This is a genomic window from Brevundimonas sp. R86498 (assembly GCF_044598075.1).
Taxonomy (GTDB): domain Bacteria; phylum Pseudomonadota; class Alphaproteobacteria; order Caulobacterales; family Caulobacteraceae; genus Brevundimonas.
This window is the reverse complement of the sequence record NZ_CP139004.1, coordinates 994484-1012960: the sequence shown is the minus strand read 5'-3', so window position 1 is coordinate 1012960 and position 18477 is coordinate 994484. Positions and strand designations below refer to the sequence as shown.

At 70.8% G+C, this 18477-nt stretch carries 16 protein-coding genes; 4 read left to right on the top strand and 12 right to left on the bottom strand.

The features are described 5' to 3' along the window. Position 1: 1 nt before the first annotated feature. Both clpB and SJY26_RS05080 read right to left on the bottom strand, forming a co-directional pair. Positions 2-2587 carry an ATP-dependent chaperone ClpB gene (clpB, locus tag SJY26_RS05085; protein WP_396595063.1) on the bottom strand — a complete coding sequence of 862 codons (2586 nt, stop codon included), beginning with the start codon at positions 2585-2587 and terminating at the stop codon, positions 2-4. A 116-nt stretch (positions 2588-2703) separates the two neighbouring features. Beyond that, positions 2704-3552 (bottom strand): RDD family protein, encoded by an 849-nt coding sequence (locus SJY26_RS05080; protein ID WP_396595062.1) that lies wholly within the window; start codon positions 3550-3552, stop codon positions 2704-2706. A 100-nt stretch (positions 3553-3652) separates the two neighbouring features. Between SJY26_RS05080 and SJY26_RS05075 the strand changes: the two genes are divergently transcribed. Next, the gene (locus tag SJY26_RS05075) at positions 3653-4294 is read left to right on the top strand and encodes a LysE family translocator (protein ID WP_396595061.1); all 642 of its coding nucleotides are present in this window, start codon (positions 3653-3655) and stop codon (positions 4292-4294) included. Between the two features lie 30 nt (positions 4295-4324). On the opposite strand, the gene SJY26_RS05070 is transcribed toward SJY26_RS05075, so the two are convergent. From SJY26_RS05070 to SJY26_RS05050, 5 genes are all read right to left on the bottom strand, one after another. Further along, positions 4325-4849: a hemerythrin domain-containing protein gene (locus SJY26_RS05070; RefSeq protein WP_396595060.1), complete on the bottom strand. Its 525-nt coding sequence runs from the start codon at positions 4847-4849 to the stop codon at positions 4325-4327. Positions 4850-4939: 90 nt separating this feature from the next. Further along, positions 4940-7240: a TonB-dependent receptor domain-containing protein gene (locus SJY26_RS05065; RefSeq protein ID WP_396595059.1), complete on the bottom strand. Its 2301-nt coding sequence runs from the start codon at positions 7238-7240 to the stop codon at positions 4940-4942. A gap of 170 nt (positions 7241-7410) precedes the next feature. Continuing rightward, entirely contained in the window at positions 7411-8052 is a 642-nt protein-coding gene (locus tag SJY26_RS05060) for a DUF4893 domain-containing protein (protein ID WP_396595058.1), read from the bottom strand. Positions 8053-8092: 40 nt separating this feature from the next. Beyond that, the gene (locus SJY26_RS05055) at positions 8093-8485 is read right to left on the bottom strand and encodes a Tat pathway signal protein (RefSeq protein WP_396595057.1); all 393 of its coding nucleotides are present in this window, start codon (positions 8483-8485) and stop codon (positions 8093-8095) included. A 55-nt stretch (positions 8486-8540) separates the two neighbouring features. Further along, a complete protein-coding gene (locus SJY26_RS05050; RefSeq protein WP_396595056.1) occupies positions 8541-10703 on the bottom strand; it encodes a primosomal protein N' in 2163 nt (720 codons plus the stop codon). A 189-nt stretch (positions 10704-10892) separates the two neighbouring features. On the opposite strand from SJY26_RS05050, the gene fsa reads away from it, so the two are divergent. Genes fsa through SJY26_RS05035 form a run of 3 tightly spaced genes read left to right on the top strand, consistent with a single transcriptional unit; the run spans position 10893 to position 13248 of the window. Beyond that, positions 10893-11546, top strand: a complete 654-nt coding sequence (gene fsa / locus SJY26_RS05045; RefSeq protein WP_396595055.1) for a fructose-6-phosphate aldolase — start codon at positions 10893-10895, stop codon at positions 11544-11546. 38 nt (positions 11547-11584) lie between these two features. Further along, on the top strand, positions 11585-12322 hold the full coding sequence (locus SJY26_RS05040) for a DUF484 family protein (protein ID WP_396595054.1): 738 nt from the start codon (positions 11585-11587) through the stop codon (positions 12320-12322). Further along, positions 12304-13248 (top strand): tyrosine recombinase XerC, encoded by a 945-nt coding sequence (locus SJY26_RS05035; protein WP_396595706.1) that lies wholly within the window; start codon positions 12304-12306, stop codon positions 13246-13248. Before SJY26_RS05040 ends, SJY26_RS05035 begins: the two co-directional genes overlap by 19 nt. A gap of 6 nt (positions 13249-13254) precedes the next feature. Here the strand turns inward: SJY26_RS05035 and SJY26_RS05030 are convergent, their stop codons facing one another. The 5 genes from SJY26_RS05030 to SJY26_RS05010 all read right to left on the bottom strand — a co-directional run bounded on the left by SJY26_RS05030 (position 13255) and on the right by SJY26_RS05010 (position 18456). Continuing rightward, the gene (locus SJY26_RS05030) at positions 13255-13602 is read right to left on the bottom strand and encodes a hypothetical protein (protein ID WP_396595053.1); all 348 of its coding nucleotides are present in this window, start codon (positions 13600-13602) and stop codon (positions 13255-13257) included. A 65-nt stretch (positions 13603-13667) separates the two neighbouring features. Further along, complete coding sequence (locus tag SJY26_RS05025; protein ID WP_396595052.1) at positions 13668-14459, bottom strand: SDR family oxidoreductase; 792 nt, start codon at positions 14457-14459, stop codon at positions 13668-13670. 3 nt (positions 14460-14462) lie between these two features. Beyond that, positions 14463-15881 (bottom strand): dihydrolipoyl dehydrogenase, encoded by a 1419-nt coding sequence (gene lpdA / locus SJY26_RS05020; protein WP_396595051.1) that lies wholly within the window; start codon positions 15879-15881, stop codon positions 14463-14465. Between the two features lie 156 nt (positions 15882-16037). Further along, a complete protein-coding gene (locus SJY26_RS05015; RefSeq protein WP_396595050.1) occupies positions 16038-16529 on the bottom strand; it encodes a hypothetical protein in 492 nt (163 codons plus the stop codon). 103 nt (positions 16530-16632) lie between these two features. After that, positions 16633-18456 (bottom strand): PAS domain-containing protein, encoded by a 1824-nt coding sequence (locus tag SJY26_RS05010; RefSeq protein WP_396595049.1) that lies wholly within the window; start codon positions 18454-18456, stop codon positions 16633-16635. Between the last annotated feature and the right edge of the window lie 21 nt (positions 18457-18477).

Sequence of the window (18477 nt, the reverse complement as noted above, 5' to 3'; positions counted from 1 at the left end):
CTCAGTGCACCCGCGCCTTCCCGATCTCCAGCCCCTCGCTCCCCGCGGACACGGCGATCACCGACCCGTCCTCCAGCTCGCCGGCCAGCAGTTTCTTGGCCATGGGGTCGACCAGATCCTTCTGGATCACGCGCTTCAGCGGGCGCGCGCCGTAGACCGGGTCGTAGCCCTTGTCGGCGAGCCAGGCCAAAGCGCCGTCGTCGATGGACAGGGTCAGCCTGCGGTCGGCCATGAGCTTTTCGAGGCGGGACAGCTGGATGCGGACGATGCCGGCCATCTGGTCGCGCCCCAAGCGGCGGAACAGGATGATCTCGTCGATGCGGTTCAGGAACTCGGGGCGGAAATGGGCGCGGACGGCGTCCATGACGAAGGGGCGCACGGCTTCGACATCCTCGCCGTCCGGCTGGTCGGCCAGGGCGGCGGAGCCGAGGTTGGAGGTCATGATGATCAGGGTGTTCTTGAAGTCCACGACGCGGCCCTGACCGTCGGTCAGGCGGCCGTCGTCCAGCACCTGGAGCAGGACGTTGAAGACGTCGGGGTGGGCCTTTTCGACCTCGTCGAACAGGACGACCTGATAGGGCCGCCTGCGGACAGCTTCGGTCAGGGCTCCACCCTCGTCATAGCCGACATAGCCGGGAGGGGCCCCGATCAGGCGGCTGACCGAGTGCTTCTCCATGTATTCCGACATGTCCATGCGGGTGATGGCGGTCTCGTCGTCGAACAGGAAGGCGGCCAGGGCCTTGGTCAGCTCGGTCTTGCCGACCCCGGTGGGGCCGAGGAACAGGAAACTGCCCAGCGGGCGGTTGGGGTCGTTGAGCCCGGCGCGGGCCCGGCGGACCGCATCGGCCACGGCCTCCAGTGCGGCGTCCTGACCGACGACGCGGCCGCGCAGCGCATCCTCCATCGACAGCAGTTTCTCGCGCTCGCCCTCCAGCATCTTCTCGACCGGGACCCCGGTCCAGCGACTGACGACAGCGGCGATCTGTTGCGCGTCGACCACCTCGGGCGTCAGGGGGGAGGCGGTGGCCTCATCGGCCTCGGCCTGATCCAGCTGTTTCTCGATCTGGGGGATCTGGCCATAGGCGATCTCGGAGGCGCGGCCGAGGTCGCCGTTGCGCTGGGCCGCGGCCAGTTCGGCGCGCAGGCGATCCAGGGTCTCGCGCAGCTGGGCGCCCTGGCCGACCTTGTCCTTCTCGGCCTTCCAGCGGGTGGTCAGGTCGGCGGATTCGATCTCGAGGTCCGAAATCTCGTCCTCCAGCTTTTCCAGCCGGGCGACCGAGGCCTTGTCGGTCTCCTTCTTCAGGGCCTCGCGCTCGATCTTGAGCTGGACCAGACGGCGGTCGATCTCGTCCAGCGCCTCGGGCTTGGAATCCACGGCCATGCGGACGCGCGACCCGGCCTCGTCGATCAGGTCGATGGCCTTGTCGGGCAGGAAGCGGTCGGTGATGTAGCGGTTGGACAGGGTGGCGGCGGCGACGATGGCGCTGTCCGAGATTCGCACCCCGTGGTGGACCTCATACTTCTCCTTGAGGCCGCGCAGGATGGAGATGGTGTCCTCCACCGTCGGCTCGTCGATGAAGACCGACTGGAAGCGGCGGGCGAGCGCCGCGTCCTTCTCGATGTATTTGCGGTACTCATCCAGCGTCGTGGCCCCGACGCAGTGCAGCTCGCCGCGCGCCAGGGCGGGCTTGAGCAGGTTCGACGCGTCCATGGCGCCGTCGCCCTTTCCGGCACCGACCAGGGTGTGCATCTCGTCGATGAACAGGATGATCTGGCCTTCCGCGGCCGTGACCTCGCCCAGCACGGCCTTCAGCCGCTCCTCGAACTCGCCGCGATATTTGGCCCCGGCGATCAGGGAGCCCATGTCGAGCGCCATGACGGTCTTGTCCTTGAGGCTCTCGGGCACGTCGCCGTTGACGATGCGCAGCGCCAGACCCTCGACGATGGCGGTCTTGCCGACGCCCGGCTCGCCGATCAGGACGGGATTGTTCTTGGTGCGGCGGGCGAGGACCTGGATGGTGCGGCGGATCTCCTCGTCGCGGCCGATGACCGGGTCGATCTTCTGGTCCCGCGCCGCCTGGGTCAGGTCGCGGGCATAGCGTTTCAGCGCCTCATAGGCGTCCTCGGCCCCGGCGCTGTCGGCGGTCTTGCCCTTGCGGATCTCGGCCACGGCGGCGTCCAGCTTGTCGGCGGTGACCCCGGCGGATTTCAGGGCGTCGCCGGCCGCGCCGCCCTCGCGGGCGATCGCGGCCAGAATCCGTTCGGTGGTGACGAAGGCGTCGCCGTTCTTCTTGGCCGCCGCTTCGGCAGCGGCGAAGACCCGGGCGGTCGCGCCGTCGAGATACAGCTGGCTGGTGGCGCTCTCGACCTGGGGGCGCTTCTTCAGCAGGCCTTCCGCCCCCTCGGCCGCCTTCGCCGGATCGCCGCCGGCCGCGGTGATCAGGGTGCGGGCGAGGCCGTCGCGCTCTTCCAGCAGGACCTTGAGCAGGTGTTCGGGCGCGAACTGCTGGTGCTTGCGCGCCAGGGCGAGGGTCTGGGCCGACTGGACGGCCTGTTTGGCGCGGTCGGAATAGAGGTCGAGATTCATGGCGTGTCCCCTGAAGCGGCGGATCGTAGAGAGGCGCCCTCCGGGAAGCGACGCCTTGATGTGGGTCACAGGTGGGTGTGGCGATCCAGCCACACAAGAGGCCGGCAAGGGGCGGATCAGCGATCCTCGATCCAGACCCTGCGACGGACGCTGACCCCCGACCACCGGTCCCAGAAGGGATCCGGTCGCTGGACGAGGACACTGACGAGGAACAGCAGGCCCCAGAATACGGCGACCGCTCCGAGGGCGATGAAGGCCCAGCCGAGGAGGGGGTCATACAGGGGCCCGCCGAGGGCCGCGCGGAACAGGCCATGGGCACCGGCGGCCAGACCGAGGATTGCAGCGGGGCCGTAGAGGAGGGCATTTCGCATCAGGGTGGCCTTGAAGGCGGCGCGGCGGACACCGTCCCGATCAAGCACCCGGAGGCCCATCAGCCGCTTGCCCGGACCGCCACCCCATGCGGCCTCGCTGAAGGCCAGCCAGATCAGAAGGACCGGGAAGAACAGGTGGGCGAGGTCGAAGGTCCTCGGGATCACCCGCCCCGAAGGGCGCAGGGGACGGACCACCGTCTCCTGGTAGGAGAACTGCCCCGCCCAGGTGAACGTCACCCGGACCGCGCTATGGCTGGGAAAGGTCTCGCATCGGGAGACGCGTATCCGGTCCGGCGGACGGTCCGGACGGAACCGGTGGAGCGGCCCGCCCCCCGGCGGCAACACTTTCAGCCGGTCGGTGTTGCGCGAGCCCGCTGCATCGACCGCGGTGCAGTGGGAAAACACGACGACCGGACTGCTGTGCCGGATCGCGCCGTCGGTCAGAGGAAAGGCGGCCGCCCCGATCAGGGTCAGGACCAGCCCGACCACCGCGTGGCCGATCCAGAAGGCCACCACGCGCCGCCAGAAGCCGCCGGACAGCCCGTCGCCGATGACATGGCCGCGCCGTCGACTGACCGTTCCGGACTCCGACATCGGCTCACCCCATCCCCTGTCCCGTGAGCCTATCCCTCGCGATCGCGGATCGGCAAGGCACGCGGTCGGCGGCGGGCGCGGCATGGTCTAGGGTGGAGCGATGTCCCCCGCCTTTCCCGTCGATCCTGCCGTCCTGCTGCCGTTTCTGGTGGCGGTGTCGCTGATCGAGCTGACGCCGGGGCCGAACATGGGCTGGCTGGCGCTGGTGGCGCTGGGGCGGGGGCGGATCGCCGGGCTGGCGGCGGTGGCGGGGGTGACGCTGGGGCTGAGCGTCTGGATGGTGGCGGCGGCGTTCGGACTGACCACCGTGATGCTGACGTTTCCGGGGCTGTATCAGGCGGTGCGCTGGGCCGGGGTGATCTTCCTGCTGTGGCTGGCGTGGGAGGCCTGGGCGGGGGCGGGCAGGGTCGCGCCGGATGCCGAGCCCGACCGGCGCACGCTGGGCGGCCTGTTCCTGCGGGGCCTGACCGGCAATCTGCTGAACCCCAAGGCGGCGGCCTTCTATGTCGCCCTTCTGCCGACCTTCATCCGGCCGGACCGGGCCTCGCCGCTGGTGCAGGCCCTGACGCTGGGCGGGCTGCATGTCGCCGTCAGCGTGGCGATCCACACCCTGATCGTGCTGGGGGCCGCCTCGGCCGGAGCCGTGGTGATGCGGCGGATGCAGGGCGTCCGGGCCGGGCGGCTCATGGCGGCGGGGATCGCGGCGGTGGCGGTGTGGATGGCTTGGGCGACCCGTGCCTGACCTCCACGGCGATACGCCCGCAGGCGCGTGTCAGCCGACGTAGCGCTCGAACTCTTCCTGATAGCGGCTGGTCAGGCGGGCCTGATGGTCGCCCTTCTCTTTCAGCTCAAGGAACCAGCCGGATTCTTCCTCATACATGTGGGTCAGGACCGCGCCCTCGATATGCTCCCACTTGTCGAGCCATTCGGGTTTCGACGGGGCGATGTTCTCCAGCTCGGCCATCTGGTTCTTGGCCGTGGTCTGCTCGATATAGGCCTGGGCCGCATGGGCCTTTCCACCGGACTGGGCGAGGGCGGGATACAGGACGATCTCCTCGGCCAGGGAATGGCCGTTGAGGATCAGGGCGAGGTCCTTCATGGCGGCGACGCGGGCCGGAGCGCCCCGGGCTTCGCGGCCGGCGGCGAAGGCCTCACGGATGCGGTCGTGGTGGTCGAGCACCAGGCCGAGCCAGTCTCCGGCTGTGGCGTGGGCGCGCGCCTCCCGGGTCGCTTCGGCCCGTTTGTCGTCATCGGGCAGGGGGGTCACGGCGGCGGCGATCTTGTCGATGATGGACATGGGGAACCTGCAGGACGGAGGGGTTACCCGTCCTGAATGTCCGCCTGTGCCGGGCCGTTCCAATGTCCGGTGGACGACACCGGCCGGGGCTCAGCCCCCGGTCGGGCCGGTCGAGAAGTCGAACTGTTCCGGCTGGCGGCGCGGGCCGGAGCCCAGGCTCCAGCTGAGGCCGATGTAGAAGGCGCGCAGGCGGATGTTCTGCTCGGACCGTTCGCGGAAGAGGGGGGTCTCATAGACCGAGGTGTTGCCAAAGGAGTTCAGCACGTCCCGGCCGGTGAAGTTGAAGGACAGGGTGTCGGTCAGCTTGCGGCGATAGCCGAGGTTCAGCATGCCGCCCGCCTCGCGCGTGCCCTGGGCCAGCAGGCTGTCGCCCTGCCAGAAGCCCGAGACCTGGACGAAGTCCTTTGCCGTCGGGGTCCAGTTCAGGCTGAGCCGGCCGCTGGCGAAGGTGCCCTCGCGGTCGTCGCCGCCGGCGATACCGGCCGCGTCGATCTCCTGCCGGAAGACATTGACGCCGGCGCTGTAGCGCAGGGTCCTGTGCAGCGCGCCGTTGGCGGTGACCTCCAGTCCTGTGTCGCGGCGCGAACCGAGGTTCTCGGGCCGGGTCAGGAAAACGCCGCCGCCGAGATCGGTCACCACATCGGTGAAGGCCTTGTCGGTGTCACGCAGATAGGCGGTCAGCTGGTAGAAGGTCGAACCCTGACGCTTCTGCCACATGGCCTCGAAGGAATCCGTCTCCTGCGGCTCCAGATCAGGGTTGCCCGAGCGCCGGTTCAGCGGGTCGCCGTAGGAGACGAAGGGGTTCAGCTGGCCGGGCTGGGGGCGCTGGATCCGGCGCGAATAGCTGGCGCGCAGGGTCTCGGTCTCGGATAGCTGGTACTGCAGATGGGCGGTGGGATAGGCGCGGAAATAGTCCTGGGACGCCGAGGCGCCGCCGGTGAGGTCGTCGATCTCGATGTCGGCCTGTTCCAGCCGCAGCCCGGCCTGGGCCGAGAGTTTCGCCGTCAGGGGGCGTTCCCAGGTGCCGTACAGGGCATGGACCGTCTGGCGCGCCTCGAACCGGTTGCTGAAGCCCGGGACGATGGCCAGCGTGCCCTCCGAGAGGCCCCGGCTGTAAGTCACGTCCTGATCCGGGCGCACGTCGGTCAGCTCATAGCCGAGGCGCAGCTTGCCGCCGTCGGCGGTGGGCCGGACATAGGCGCTGGTGAAGCCCAGGGTGACCTGATCCGTGTCCTGGGTGCTCCGCTCTGCCAGACCGGTGCCCGCCGGCACGAGGAAATCGGTAAGGGACAGGCCGTCGCTTTCGATACTGTTGGAATCGTAGCGCAGCTCGTTGGACCATTCATGGCCGGCGTCGTCGAAGCGGTGCAGCAGCCGGGCCGTCGCGCCCCAGTTCATGAAGTCGAAGCTGGACCGTCCGTCGCGCGTATAGGCACTCGTCACCGCCCCGGCCCCGTTGCGGGTCTCGAAGAGGCTGTCGAAGTCCCCGTCGCCCTGGAAGGCGACACCGCGCACCTCGCCGGTCAGCTGGGTCCGGTCGGTCAGTTTGTACTCGGCGGTGAAGCGCCCGATCGTGCCGGTCTGGTCGGACCCCTGGGTCGTGTCGTTGCGGGTGGTCGAGAGCACAACTCCGGTTGCGGGATCGAGCTGCTCGCGCAGGCGATTCAGTTCGTACTGGTTGGGATCGGCACGGTAGCTGAGGTCGCCGGACAGGGTCAGGCGGTCCTTCTGCCACGAGCCGCTGCCGCCGAGGTTCCAGCGGCCGTTGTCGCCGACATTGGCGCGGATGGAGCCGGTGGTCTGGGTGCCGGCGCGCGGGGCGGTCGGCTTGGTAATCAGATTGATGACCCCGCCGGACCCCTCGGGGCTGTAGGCGGCCGAGGGGTTGGTCATGACCTCGATGCGGGCATAGCGATCGGCCTGTAGCTGCAGCAGGGCCTGGGCCCGGCCCTCGCCCGACAGGATGCCCGAGGGGCGGCCGTCGACAAGGATGGTGACCCCGGAGTTGCCGCGCAGGGAAACATTGCCCTGGGGGTCGACATCGACGGACGGCACATTGCGCAGGGCGTCGGCGAGGCTGCCGGTCGTGGCCTGCAGGTCATTGGCGAGGCTGTAGCTGATGGAATCGATCGAGGTCCGCACATCGGTGGCGCGGCCGGTGACCACGACATCGTCGACGGCGGCGGGCTCGCCTTCGGCCGGAGCGTCCTGTGCGGGAGGGGTCGCCGGCGTCTGGCCAGTCGTGGGGGCGGGCGTCTGCGCCGGCGTGGCGGGCGGGGTCTGGCCCGGGCGGACGGCCCCGGCGGGGGCGGGGGCCGTCTGGGCCAACGCGCCGGGCGCAAACGCCAGCAAGGCGACACCGGCGAGCAGAATCGTCTTCGATCGGATCATTGGGTCCACCCCTGAACAGCCCTCGACCGCCCCGGCGACCGACACCCCGCCTGATTACCAGCGGGCTGATACGACCCCTAGTTACATCGGCGTCATAACCTCATGATTTCAGATTGTTACGCTCCGGTCACGGTTGGGGCCAAAGCGTGGCAGGCGCGGCTGGCCGCTCCTCAGGCCGGGACCAGCTCGATCAAGTCGAGGTTGGACTCGGTCTGGGGCCAGGGCAGGACCAGACGCCAGCGGGCGTCGCCGATCCGTTCCAGCACGGCCACCAGATCCCGGTCGGGGCGCTGACCATAGGAGTTGGCCGGCGGCTCGGCGGCGAGGGCCAGGGAGCCCAGCATGACCATGTGGCGGTCGTCCTCGGGGAAGAGCAGGCCCGAGGGCCGCTGGGAGCCGGTGGTCTTGGAGAATTTCAGGCCGCGCGGTGTCGTCTCGATCCGGCAGGCGAACCAGCCGTAAACGACATACCCGAGACCGGTCTCCCCGCCCTGGGACCCCAGTTTGACCGTGCGGCAGCGGTATGCGCCGGGCGGCGGGGTCACGTCGCGCCGGCCGGCGTCGGGGTCGATCAGGGCCCCGAGGCTGGACAGATCGCCGGAGCCGGGCTGACGCCGCGCCTGTTCGAGCGCCAGCCGCCATGCGGCGTCGCTGCGGGCGTAGCGGTCCCGGTCGGTGGCCGTGACGATGCTGCGCCAGTCGCGCAGGACGGCCTGCCCCGGACCGGACGGCGGCGGGGGTGGTGGCGGGGGCGGCGCTGCGGAGGCGCAGGCGGACAGACACAGGATCAGGAGAAGGGCCGGAATACGCATGGCCCCATGGGGGCCCGACCCGGCCCCTCCCGTCAAGGGATCAGGAGACGACGACCGATCCGAGCAGGAGTTTGGCCCCGCGCTGGCCGAGGATGATGTTGGTGGCCGACTGCAGCTGGGCCGCCAGCCGTTCGACATTGGGGACCCGGCCCGGCAGCAGCACATTGGCCTCGCGCTGGACGAGGATGTTGAACACCGCCCGGATGCGGGGCTGGGACTGGCGGGCGCGCAGGTTCAGGGCGGGATCGGCCACATCGACCCCGGCCTCGACCGTCAGGACGCCACGGCTGCCGTCGCCGCGGGCGACCATCCCGGTGATCGTGGGATAGCGGACCCAGGTGTCCGCCGGGGCGGAACCGCCACCGCCGCTGGAGGCCATGGCAGGGGTGGCCGCGAGAGCCAGGGGGGCGATGAGAAGGGCACGACGATGCATGGCCCTGTCATGGCACGGCGACGCTTAAGGTCAGGTTACGCCGTTCCGCCGAACCTCACAGGAAGCTGTAGGGATCGACGTCGACGGTCAGCCGCACCGAGGCGGGCACCTTCACCCGGCCCAGCCAGGACCGCAGGAAGCCCTGCAGATCGACATCGCGATCGGCCCGCACCAGCAGCCGCTTGCGCCGCCGCCCCCGGATCAGGCCCAGCGGCGCATCGGCGGGGCCATAGACCTCCAGCCGCTCGGCATTGGGAATCGCGGCGGCGAGGTCATTCGCCGTCTTCTCCACCGCCAGGGCATCCACACCCGACAGGATGAGCGCTGCCAGCCGGCCGTGGGGCGGCAGGGCAGCGGCCTCGCGCTCGCCCATCTCGGCCTCGACGAAGGCGTCGCGATCCCCGGCCGCCAGCGCCATCAGGACCGGATGGTCGGGCGTCCAGGTCTGGAGGATGGCCCGGCCGGGGCGCTCCGCCCGCCCGGCCCGGCCCGTGGCCTGGGTCAACAGTTGAAAGGTCCGCTCGGCGGCCCGCAGGTCCCCACCCCTCAGGCCCAGATCGGCGTCGACGACCCCCACCAGCGTCAGGCGCGGGAAGTTGTGACCCTTGGCCGCGGCCTGGGTCGCCACGAGGATGTCGATGCCGCCTTCGGTCATGGTCCGGATCAGCGCCCGTGCCGCGCGGGCATCCGGCACGGTGTCGGAGCTGAACACCGCCGTTCGGGCCTCGGGGAAGAGAGCCCTCACCTCCTCCTCGACCCGCTCCACGCCTGGACCGACGGAGACGAGCGTGTCCTCGGCCCCGCAGGCCGGGCACAGCCGGGGCCGGGCCATGGTGAAGCCGGTCAGGTGACAGACCAGCCGGCCCGTGTAGCGATGCTCGACCAGCCAGCTGTCGGTGTCGGGCGAGGTCATGCGGTGACCGCAGGCGCGGCACAGCACGACGGGCGCATAGCCCCGGCGATTGAGGAACAGCAGGGTCTGTTCGCCCGCCAGCAGGGTCTCGGCGATCGCCTCGCGCAGCGGCTGGGACAGCCAGGTCTGGGGGTCGGGCGGACATTGGCGGAGGTCCAGAAGCTGGATGTCGGGCAGGACCGCCGCCCCGTGCCGCCGTGACAGCTTCAGCCAGCCATAGCGGCCGGCGCGGGCGTTCCACAGGGTCTCCAGCGAGGGGGTGGCCGAGGCCAGGACCACCACCGCCCCCTCGATGCGTGCCCGGGCCACGGCGAGGTCGCGGCCGTGATAGACCAGCCCGTCCTCCTGTTTGAACGAGGCGTCATGCTCCTCGTCGACGATCACCAGTTTGAGGTTGGCGAAGGGCAGGAACAGGGCCGAACGGGCCCCGACGACGATGCTGCAACGGCCGGCCACGACGGCCTCCCACACCTGACGCCGACGGGGCGGGGCGATGCCGGAATGCCATTCGGCCGGGGCGGCCCCGAAGCGGGCGGTGATCCGCGCGATCAGGTCCTGGGTCAGGGCGATCTCGGGCAGCAGGATCAGGATCTGGGCCGAGGGATCGCGGGCGAGCGTTCGCGCCACGGCCTCCAGATAGGCCTCGGTCTTGCCCGAGCCGGTGATGCCGTCCAGCAGGAAGGCGGCGAACCCGCCGGCCGCCGTGGCCGCCGCGAGGACGTCGGCCGCTGCGGCCTGATCGGGATTGAGCGTCGCGGGGGCATGGGCCGGATCGGGCGGATCGAAGGCGGCGGGGACCAGGGTCTCGATGATCTCCAGCACGCCCTCGTCGATCAGGCCCTTGACCACGGCGGACGAGACGCCGGCGGCCCGCGCCAGATCGGCCGGCGGCTGGGCCCTCTCGCCCAGGGCCTCCAGCACCGCCGTCCGGGCCGGGGTCGACCGGGCGGGGGTACGGTCGCCGACACGACGCACAAGGCGTTCGGGCCGGGGCGGCGGGGCGCGCAGGCCCTTCACGGCCATGGCGGTCATCTCGCCCGGCGGGCTGAGCGTCCAGCGGGCGGCCCAGTCGAGAAAGTCCATCGTCCCGGCCGGCAGGGGCGGATCGTCCAGACGGGTGGTGACCGCCTTGAGCCGGCGGTTCGAGCCCGTGGTCTCGCGCACCTCGGCCACCACGCCCCGGATCAGCCGGGGGCCCAGGGGGACGGCAACAGACTCGCCCCGGGCGAGGGCCATCGTCTCGGGGACCTCATAGTCAAAGGCCTCCGGCACCGGCAGGGGAATGAGGACCGAGGCGACTTTCATTATTCCTCCCCCATCGGGGGAGGGGGACCGCCGCGCGCTTGCGCGGGGGTGGAGGGGGCCCACCCCGGTCGCCGGAGTTTGGTTCGGGCCCCCTCCGTCACGTCGCGAAGGCGCGCCGTGCCACCTCCCCCGACGGGGGAGGATTTAGAGGCTCGCCCAACGCGACCGACGCCGCTAAAACCCGCTCCCATGAAACTGTTCCTCGACACCGCCGACGTCGCCGTCATTCGCGAGATGCTCCCCACCGGGATGGTGGACGGCGTCACCACCAATCCCTCGCTGATCGCCAAATCCGGTCGCGTCATCGCCGAGGTCATCGCCGAAATCTGCGCCCTGGTCGAGGGGCCGATCTCGGCCGAGGCCGTGGCGACCGATTTCGAGACCATGGTGAAGGAAGGCGACAAGCTGGCCGCCATCGCGCCGAACGTCGTGGTCAAACTGCCCCTGACCTGGGACGGGCTGAGGGCCACGCGGGTGTTTGCCGACAAGGGCATCCGGACCAATGTGACTTTGTGCTTCTCCGTAACCCAGGCCCTGCTGGCGGCCAAGGCCGGGGCCACCTTCGTTTCGCCCTTCGTCGGGCGGCTGGACGACCACGGCGCGATCGGATCCGAGCTGCTGGAAGAGATCCGGGCCCTGTACGACATCCACGGCTTCGACACCGAAATCCTCGCCGCCTCGCTGCGCCATCCGGCCCATGTCGCGGCCGCGGCCCTCGCGGGGGCCGATGCCGCCACCCTGCCGGCCGACACATTGAAGGCCCTCGTCAAGCACCCCTTAACCGACAGGGGGCTTGATGCCTTCCTGGCCGACTGGGGCAAGACCGGCCAGTCGATCCTGTAACCGCGACCCGGCGCTGTCTCCGGGAGGAGAGCCGCCGCGTGACCTCTGCAGACCAGACCGCCGACCTGTTCGCCGAACCGGAGCCGTCCTCCGGCGTGGAAGCGGACGTCCTGCACTGGCCGGACGTACGGGCGTGGCTGCAGGCCCACCCCCAGACCCTGCTGGACGACCGCTCCCTGCTGGAGGAGGTCGGGCTGAAGCCCCACGGACGCAATGTGGTCGAGTTCGGCCGCGCCGCCCTGACCCGGCTGGAAGAGGCGGCCGAGCGCGAGGCGGATGCGAGGAAACGCATCGAATCCATCGCCCGGGCCAATTTCGCCGCCCAGACCCAGACCCATGTCGCGGCGCTGGACCTGCTGGAGGCGCGCAATCCGTCTGACCTGGCCCGCCGGCTGGATGCCGTGGCCCAGGGCCGGTTTGGCCTGGCCGGGGCCGCCATCGCCCTGGAACGCCCCGGCGGCGTGCCGTTCGGCTGGCGCGGTCTGGAGGCCGGGGACGTCGACGCCCTGCTGGGCGAACACGGCCTGACCTGGCTGGGGCCGATGTTCGAGGGGCTGGACCTGTTCGGGCCGTCGCCGGAGCCGATCCGCTCGGTGGCCCTGATCCGCATGGCCCCGCATCTGGGCGGCGACCGGGTTGAACAGGCCCGCCCCGCCCTGTGCGCCTTCGCCTCCTCCGAGGAAGAAGGCTTCACGTCCGGCATGGGCTGTGAGCTGGTGGCCTTCATCGCCCGGGTCGTGGAGCGCACGGCCGAGCGCTGGCCGGTGCTGAACTGACCGCCGCCCCTCTCAGCGCCGACGGGGCCCTGTCGGCCTGGCTGGAGCATCTGGCCCACGAGCGGCGGCTGTCGCCCCGGACGCTGGAGGCCTATGGCCATATCGGGCGGCTGTATCTGGCCTTTCTGGAACGGCACCGCGGCGAGCCGCAGCGGCTGGGGGACCTGGGCACTGTCAGCGCCGCCGAATTGCGGGCCCACCTGGCCGAGCGGCGCAGTGGCGATCAACCGTTGAACGCCCGGTCGCTGAGCCAGACCCTGTCGGCGATCCGCACCTTTCACGGCTTTCTGGACCGGCGCTGCGACACCCCGGCCCCGCAACTGGCCCTGGTGCGCGGGCCCCGGGTCAAACCCTCCCTGCCCCGGCCGGTCAGCGCCGATCAGGCGCGGGGCATGATCGCCGAGCCCGGTCTGGATCCCGACGCCGAGCCGTGGGAGGCGCTGAGGGACGCGGCCGTCCTGTCCCTGCTGTATGGCTGCGGCCTGCGGATTTCGGAGGCCCTGTCCCTGACCCGGGCCGACGCCCCCCTGCCCGCCACCCTGCGCATCACCGGCAAGGGCGGCAAGACCCGGATGGTGCCGGTCCTGCCGGTGGTCCGGACGGCCGTGGAGGAGGCACTGGCGGCCCAGCCGTTTCCGCTGGGCCCCTCCGACGCCCTGTTTCGCGCCCGGCGCGGCGGACCGCTGAGCCCGCGTCACGTCCAGGCCACGGTTCAACGGTTGAGAGGCCGCCTGGGTCTCCCGGCCTCGGCCACGCCCCATGCGCTGCGGCACAGTTTTGCGACCCATCTGCTGGGGGCGGGGGCAGACCTGAGAAGCATCCAGGAGCTGCTGGGCCACGCCAGCCTGTCGACGACCCAGAAATACACCGCAGTCGACGCGGCCCACCTGCTGGGGGCCTATGCGGCGGCCCATCCGCGGGCCTAGGGGCGGTCAGCGGGGCGGGGTCGACACCGGAACCGGCTCACGTCCGGCTTCCTGGCCGAGGGCGTTCGAACCGGGGACGCGATAGTTGACAATGATCGGGGCGGGGCAGCCGTCCACGTAGCGGTCCAGCAGACGGTAGAGACCGACGGCCTCGCCGCCTCCGCGCCACATCAGGCCGCCACCGGGTGTGGTTGGATCCGTCGCGAGCACGACGTTGGACGGACAGGGGGGCGTCCCGCCGAGGACGCGCATGGTGGCCTCCGGCTGCGTCTGCACAGGCGGCATCGGTCGAGGGGGCATCGCGGGAACCACCGTCTGCGGCGCAGTGGCCAGAAGGAGCAGCATCGACAGCATCGGAACCTCCCTTGAACAGGAGACCACCCTAGCACGAAGACGTTTTCGGGGGACCCCGGGGCCGGTCAAATTGCGCGGATCGCTCCGCCGTCGATGCGGATCAGGCTGCCGGTGACATAGGCGGCGCGGGGGCTGGCGAGGAAGGCGGCGACGGCCCCGAACTCGGCGGGGTCGCCCAGACGGCCCACCGGGATAGTCTCGAGCGATTTCCCCCGGGCCGCTTCGGGGGTGATGCCCAGCCGGTCGGCGACGGACCGGTCCAGCGCCTCGATCCGGGGCGTGGCGATGCGGCCGGGCAGCAGGGTGTTGACCGTCACCCCGTCGGCCGCGACCTCGGTGGTCAGGGTCTTGGCCCAGCCGGCGACGGAGGCGCGCATGGCCGTCGAGACCCCCAGATTGGCGATCGGCTCGACCACGCTGGAGGAGGCGACGTTCAGGATCCGGCCCCAGCCCGCCGCCCGCATGGCCGGCAGGACCCGGTCGGTCAGGCGGAACACCGACAGCACCATGGATTCGAACTGGGCGCGCCACAGGTCGGGATCCAGCCCCGCCACGCCCGAGGACGGCGGCCCGCCGGTGTTGTTCAGCAGGATCTGGATCGGCCCGCCCAGCAGACCTTCGGCGGTGTCGACGGCGGCCAGCAGGGCGGCGTGGTCGGCGAGGTCGGCCGGGACGACCACCGCCCGACCGACGGCGGTGGCGGTGATGCCGTCGGCCACGGCCTGAAGCGTGTCGGCATTGCGCGACAGCAGGGCGACGTGCGCCCCTTCCGCCGCCAGCGCCTCGGCCACGGCCCGGCCCAGACCGCTGGAGCCGCCGCAGACCAGGGCGCGCTTGCCGGCGAGCTGGAGATCCATGGCTCAGGCCTGCATGGTCCAGCCCTCGACGCCCATGGCCGCCTGTTTGACGGCTTCCGAGCGGGTCGGGTGGGCGTGGCTGGTGCGGGCGAGGTCTTCGGACGCCCCGCCGAAGGCCATGGCGACACAGGCCTCGCCGATGATCTCGCCGGCCTGCGGGCCCATGATGTGGACGCCCAGGATACGGTCGGTGACCGGATCGGCCAGGACCTTGGCATAGCCGTCGGTCTCATGGTTGATCTTGGCGCGCGAGTTGGCGCTGAAGGGGAATTTGCCGACCTTGTAGGCGATGCCGTCGGCCTTCAGCTGGTCCTCGGTCTGGCCGACCCAGGCCACTTCCGGGAAGGTGTAGACCACGCTGGGCACCAGATTGTAGTCGACGTGACCGGCCTTGCCCGCGATCAGCTCGATGGCGGCGACCGCGTCTTCTTCCGCCTTGTGGGCCAGCATCGGACCGGTGGTGACGTCGCCGATGACCCACACCCCGTCCGCGACCTTGAAGTGGTCGCCGACGATGACGCCGCGCTTGTCGGTCTCGACCCCGACCGTCTCCAGTCCGAGGCCGGCCGTGTAGGGCCGGCGGCCGATTGCCACCAGCACCACATCCCCGGTCAGGGTCTCAGGCGCGCCGCCGGCGGCGGGCTCGACCGTCAGTTCGACGCCGTCCTTGACCACCTTCGAGCCGGTGACCTTGGAGCCCAGCTTGAAGGTCATGCCCTGTTTGGTCAGGACGCGCTGGAAGGCGGAGGCCAGATCGGAGTCCATGCCCGGCGTGATGCGCGGCAGGTATTCGACCACGGTCACCTCGGCCCCCAGCCGGCGCCAGACCGAGCCCAGCTCAAGCCCGATGATGCCGGCCCCGACCACGATCAGCTTCTTCGGCACCGCCGGCAGGGACAGGGCCCCGGTGGAATCGACCACCTTGCCCGGCACGAACTCGACGCCCGGCAGGGGGGTGGGCTCGGAGCCCGTGGCGATGACGATGTCCTTCGCCTTGAGGATCGTCTTCGTGCCGTCCACGGCCTCGACCTCGACCGTGCCCGGGCCGGTGATCCGGCCCTTGCCCTTGATCCAGTCGGCCTTGTTCTTCTTGAACAGGAATTCGATGCCCTTGGTCAGGGCGGTCACGCTGTCGTTCTTCTGGGCGTGCATCTGGCCCAGGTTCAGCTTGGGCGTCACCTCGATGCCGATCTTTGCAAACTCGGTGTTGGCCGACTCGAACAGCTCCGAAGCGTGCAGCAGGGCCTTGGAGGGCATGCAGCCGACGTTCAGGCAGGTGCCGCCCAAGGTCTCGCGCATCTCGACGCAGGCGACCTTCATCCCCAGCTGGCCGGCGCGGATCGCGGCATTGTAGCCGCCCGGTCCACCGCCGATGATGACGACATCGTAGGAAACGGGAGCGGCGGGGGCAGCGGTGGCCATGGAAACCTCTGGATCAGGCGAAGTCGGGGGGATGGCCGATGTCCTAACGGCTGGGCCGACAGAAGCAACAGCCGGATCGACCGTTGCGTCACCCCGGACCTGCCGCTGCGGGTTTTCTGCGGTGCCGGACCGGCTGGCCCGGTCCGGTACAGGCTTTCAGCCCCACACGGGCAGGACCGCCCAGGACCGGGTCAGGGCCGCGCCCTTCCAGCCGCGCCACGCTCCCAGCGCCACCACCAGAAGGCCCACCCCGAGCAGGGCGGCCATGGACAGGGGGGCCGGGTCGAGACCCACGCCGGCGAGGCGAAAGGCCTCTGCGGCCCGGCCCGCCATGTCGATCAGGGGCGGCGGGGCTCCGGCCGGGGACAGGTCCAGGCGCAGCAGGATTTCGCCGCCAAAGGCGAGGAACCACGCCCCGGGAGCCCAGGACAGGCCGGCCGCTGTCAGCACACCCGAAACCGCATAGAGCAGGATCACCGCGATCCAGGCCGCGGCGGTGACCGCCCCGGGGATCGAGGCCCCGCCGGCCAGCGCCCAGATGTCGGACGCGGTGGCCCCGTGTGACAGCAGGTCCGCGACCGGCCACGCCTGCCAGGCCACATAGGCCAGAATCATCAGCCCGAGGCTGATCCTGAACACCCAAACCATCGAAGCCCCCCTCGATACAAGGGTTAACGCCTAGCATGGAAAACGGCGTTCGCGCGAGAGCCCTCGCGCCCTTTCCGGCCCGGCAGCCGACGCGCCAGTCAGGTCAGGCCGCAGCCGGGAGAGTCAGGGTCGCCTCGGTGCCTTCGCCAGGTGCCCCGGTCAGGCCCAAGGTTCCGCCGGACTGGCGGGCGAAAGCATGAACCTGGGCCAGACCCAGACCGGCGGCCCCGTCACGGGTGGTAAAGAACGGCTCCAGCGCCCGGGCCGCAGTGGCCGCATCGAGACCCGGCCCGGTGTCGCGCACCGTCAGGCGCGCCCCGCCCTCGACGACCTCGAGACGGACGGCCAGGGACCCCGCGCCATCCAGCGCCTCGACCGCATTGCGGACCAGGGCCTCGACCGCACCCTCGAACCCGACCGGATCGACCCGGACGGGAGCCTCGACGGAGGGCCCCTCGATCAGGAGATCAATGCCCGGACCGGCCAGGGCCCGCAGCCGGGTCTCCATGGCCCGCAGCAGGACCCCGGCGTCCAGCACCCGGGCATGCAGGGCCTCGCCCTGGGAGAAGGCGGTCAGGCGCCGGGTCAGGGCCTCGCCTCTCTGGCCGGCCGCCAGCGCGGCCTGACCCAGACGCCGGACCCGGGCGGGATCCTCCGCCGCCTTCAGCAGCATGTCGAGGGCGCTGGTCATCACCGCCAGCAGGGCGTGGAAATCCTGGGCGACGCCCCCGGTCAGCCGTCCGACGCTTTCCAGACGGCGGCTGGCCTCGTCGGCACGGTCGGCGCGGGCGATGGCCTCGGCACGCGCCGCCGCGACCGCCTCGGCGGATTCGGATCGCGCGGCCTCGAGCGCCGTCCGCAGGGTCTCGATCTCGGCCTCGAGCCGGCCCTGGTCCGCAAGGGCGGCGTCCAGCGCCCCGGCCGGGGCGGCGACCGACGGGTCAGGTGTCATCGTGACAGCTTCGGCGGCCGGACCGGCCGCGGCCTCGATCGACGCCGCCGGATCAGGCGCGGGGTCGCCGGCCAGCAGCACGGCGTCGACCGGCGTGCCCGGGTCATTGAGCGGCAGGATGCGCCAGATGACGCCATGGTCGCCGCCGAGGGTGGAGACGATGGCATCCGCCTCGCCCGGCGCGGCATTGAGGGCGGCACGCAGGGTCTGGCGGCCTTCGACCCGTTCAGTCTCGCCCAGGAACTGGTCCGCGAAATCACTGCCGATGACGTCTGCCGTGCGACCGAACAGGGCGAGCGCCACAGGATTGACCTCGCGCACCACGCCATTGGCGGCGACGACCACCAGGGCGCTGGAGGCAGCCTCGAACACCCGGCGGGTCAGGTCATCGGCCCCGGCCGCCGGCGCAACCGTCTCGGGCGAGACCGGCTCGGGCGTGGTCAGGCCCTCGGTCTCGACGATGGCGGCTGTGGAGCCGATGATCTGGCCGCGCGCGTCCTCGATCGGCATGGCGGTGACCGAGACAAGCATCTTCCGCCGGGTGGCCGGGTTGGCGAGGATGTGCTGGAAGCCCTTGACCGTCTGGCCCCGCAGCGCCCGGGCGCTGGGCAGGAGATCCGGCGGCACGGACCGGCCGTCGGGATAGGTGATGCCCCAGGTCGCCGAGTGGAACCGCAACCCCAGCAGCTCGGCATCACGCCGGCCCATCAGCTGGTGGGCGGCGCGGTTGGCAAAGGTGAACTTGCCCCCCTTGTCGGTCTGGACCAGGGCGACGGGGATGGCGTTGAGCGTCTCCAACAGCCGGGCCTCGGCGGCCTCGGCGGCTTTCGAGGCCGCTTCCAGGGCGTCCGAGGTCGAGACGTGCCGTGTGCGGTTGTTGAAGGCAAAGCCCAGGGCAAGGACAGCGACGATCGAGGTCACGGCCGCGACAAGGCCCAGCACGAGGGTCCAGTCGATGTCGCCTTCCATGAACATTCGCAAATCCTGTCTTGGCAC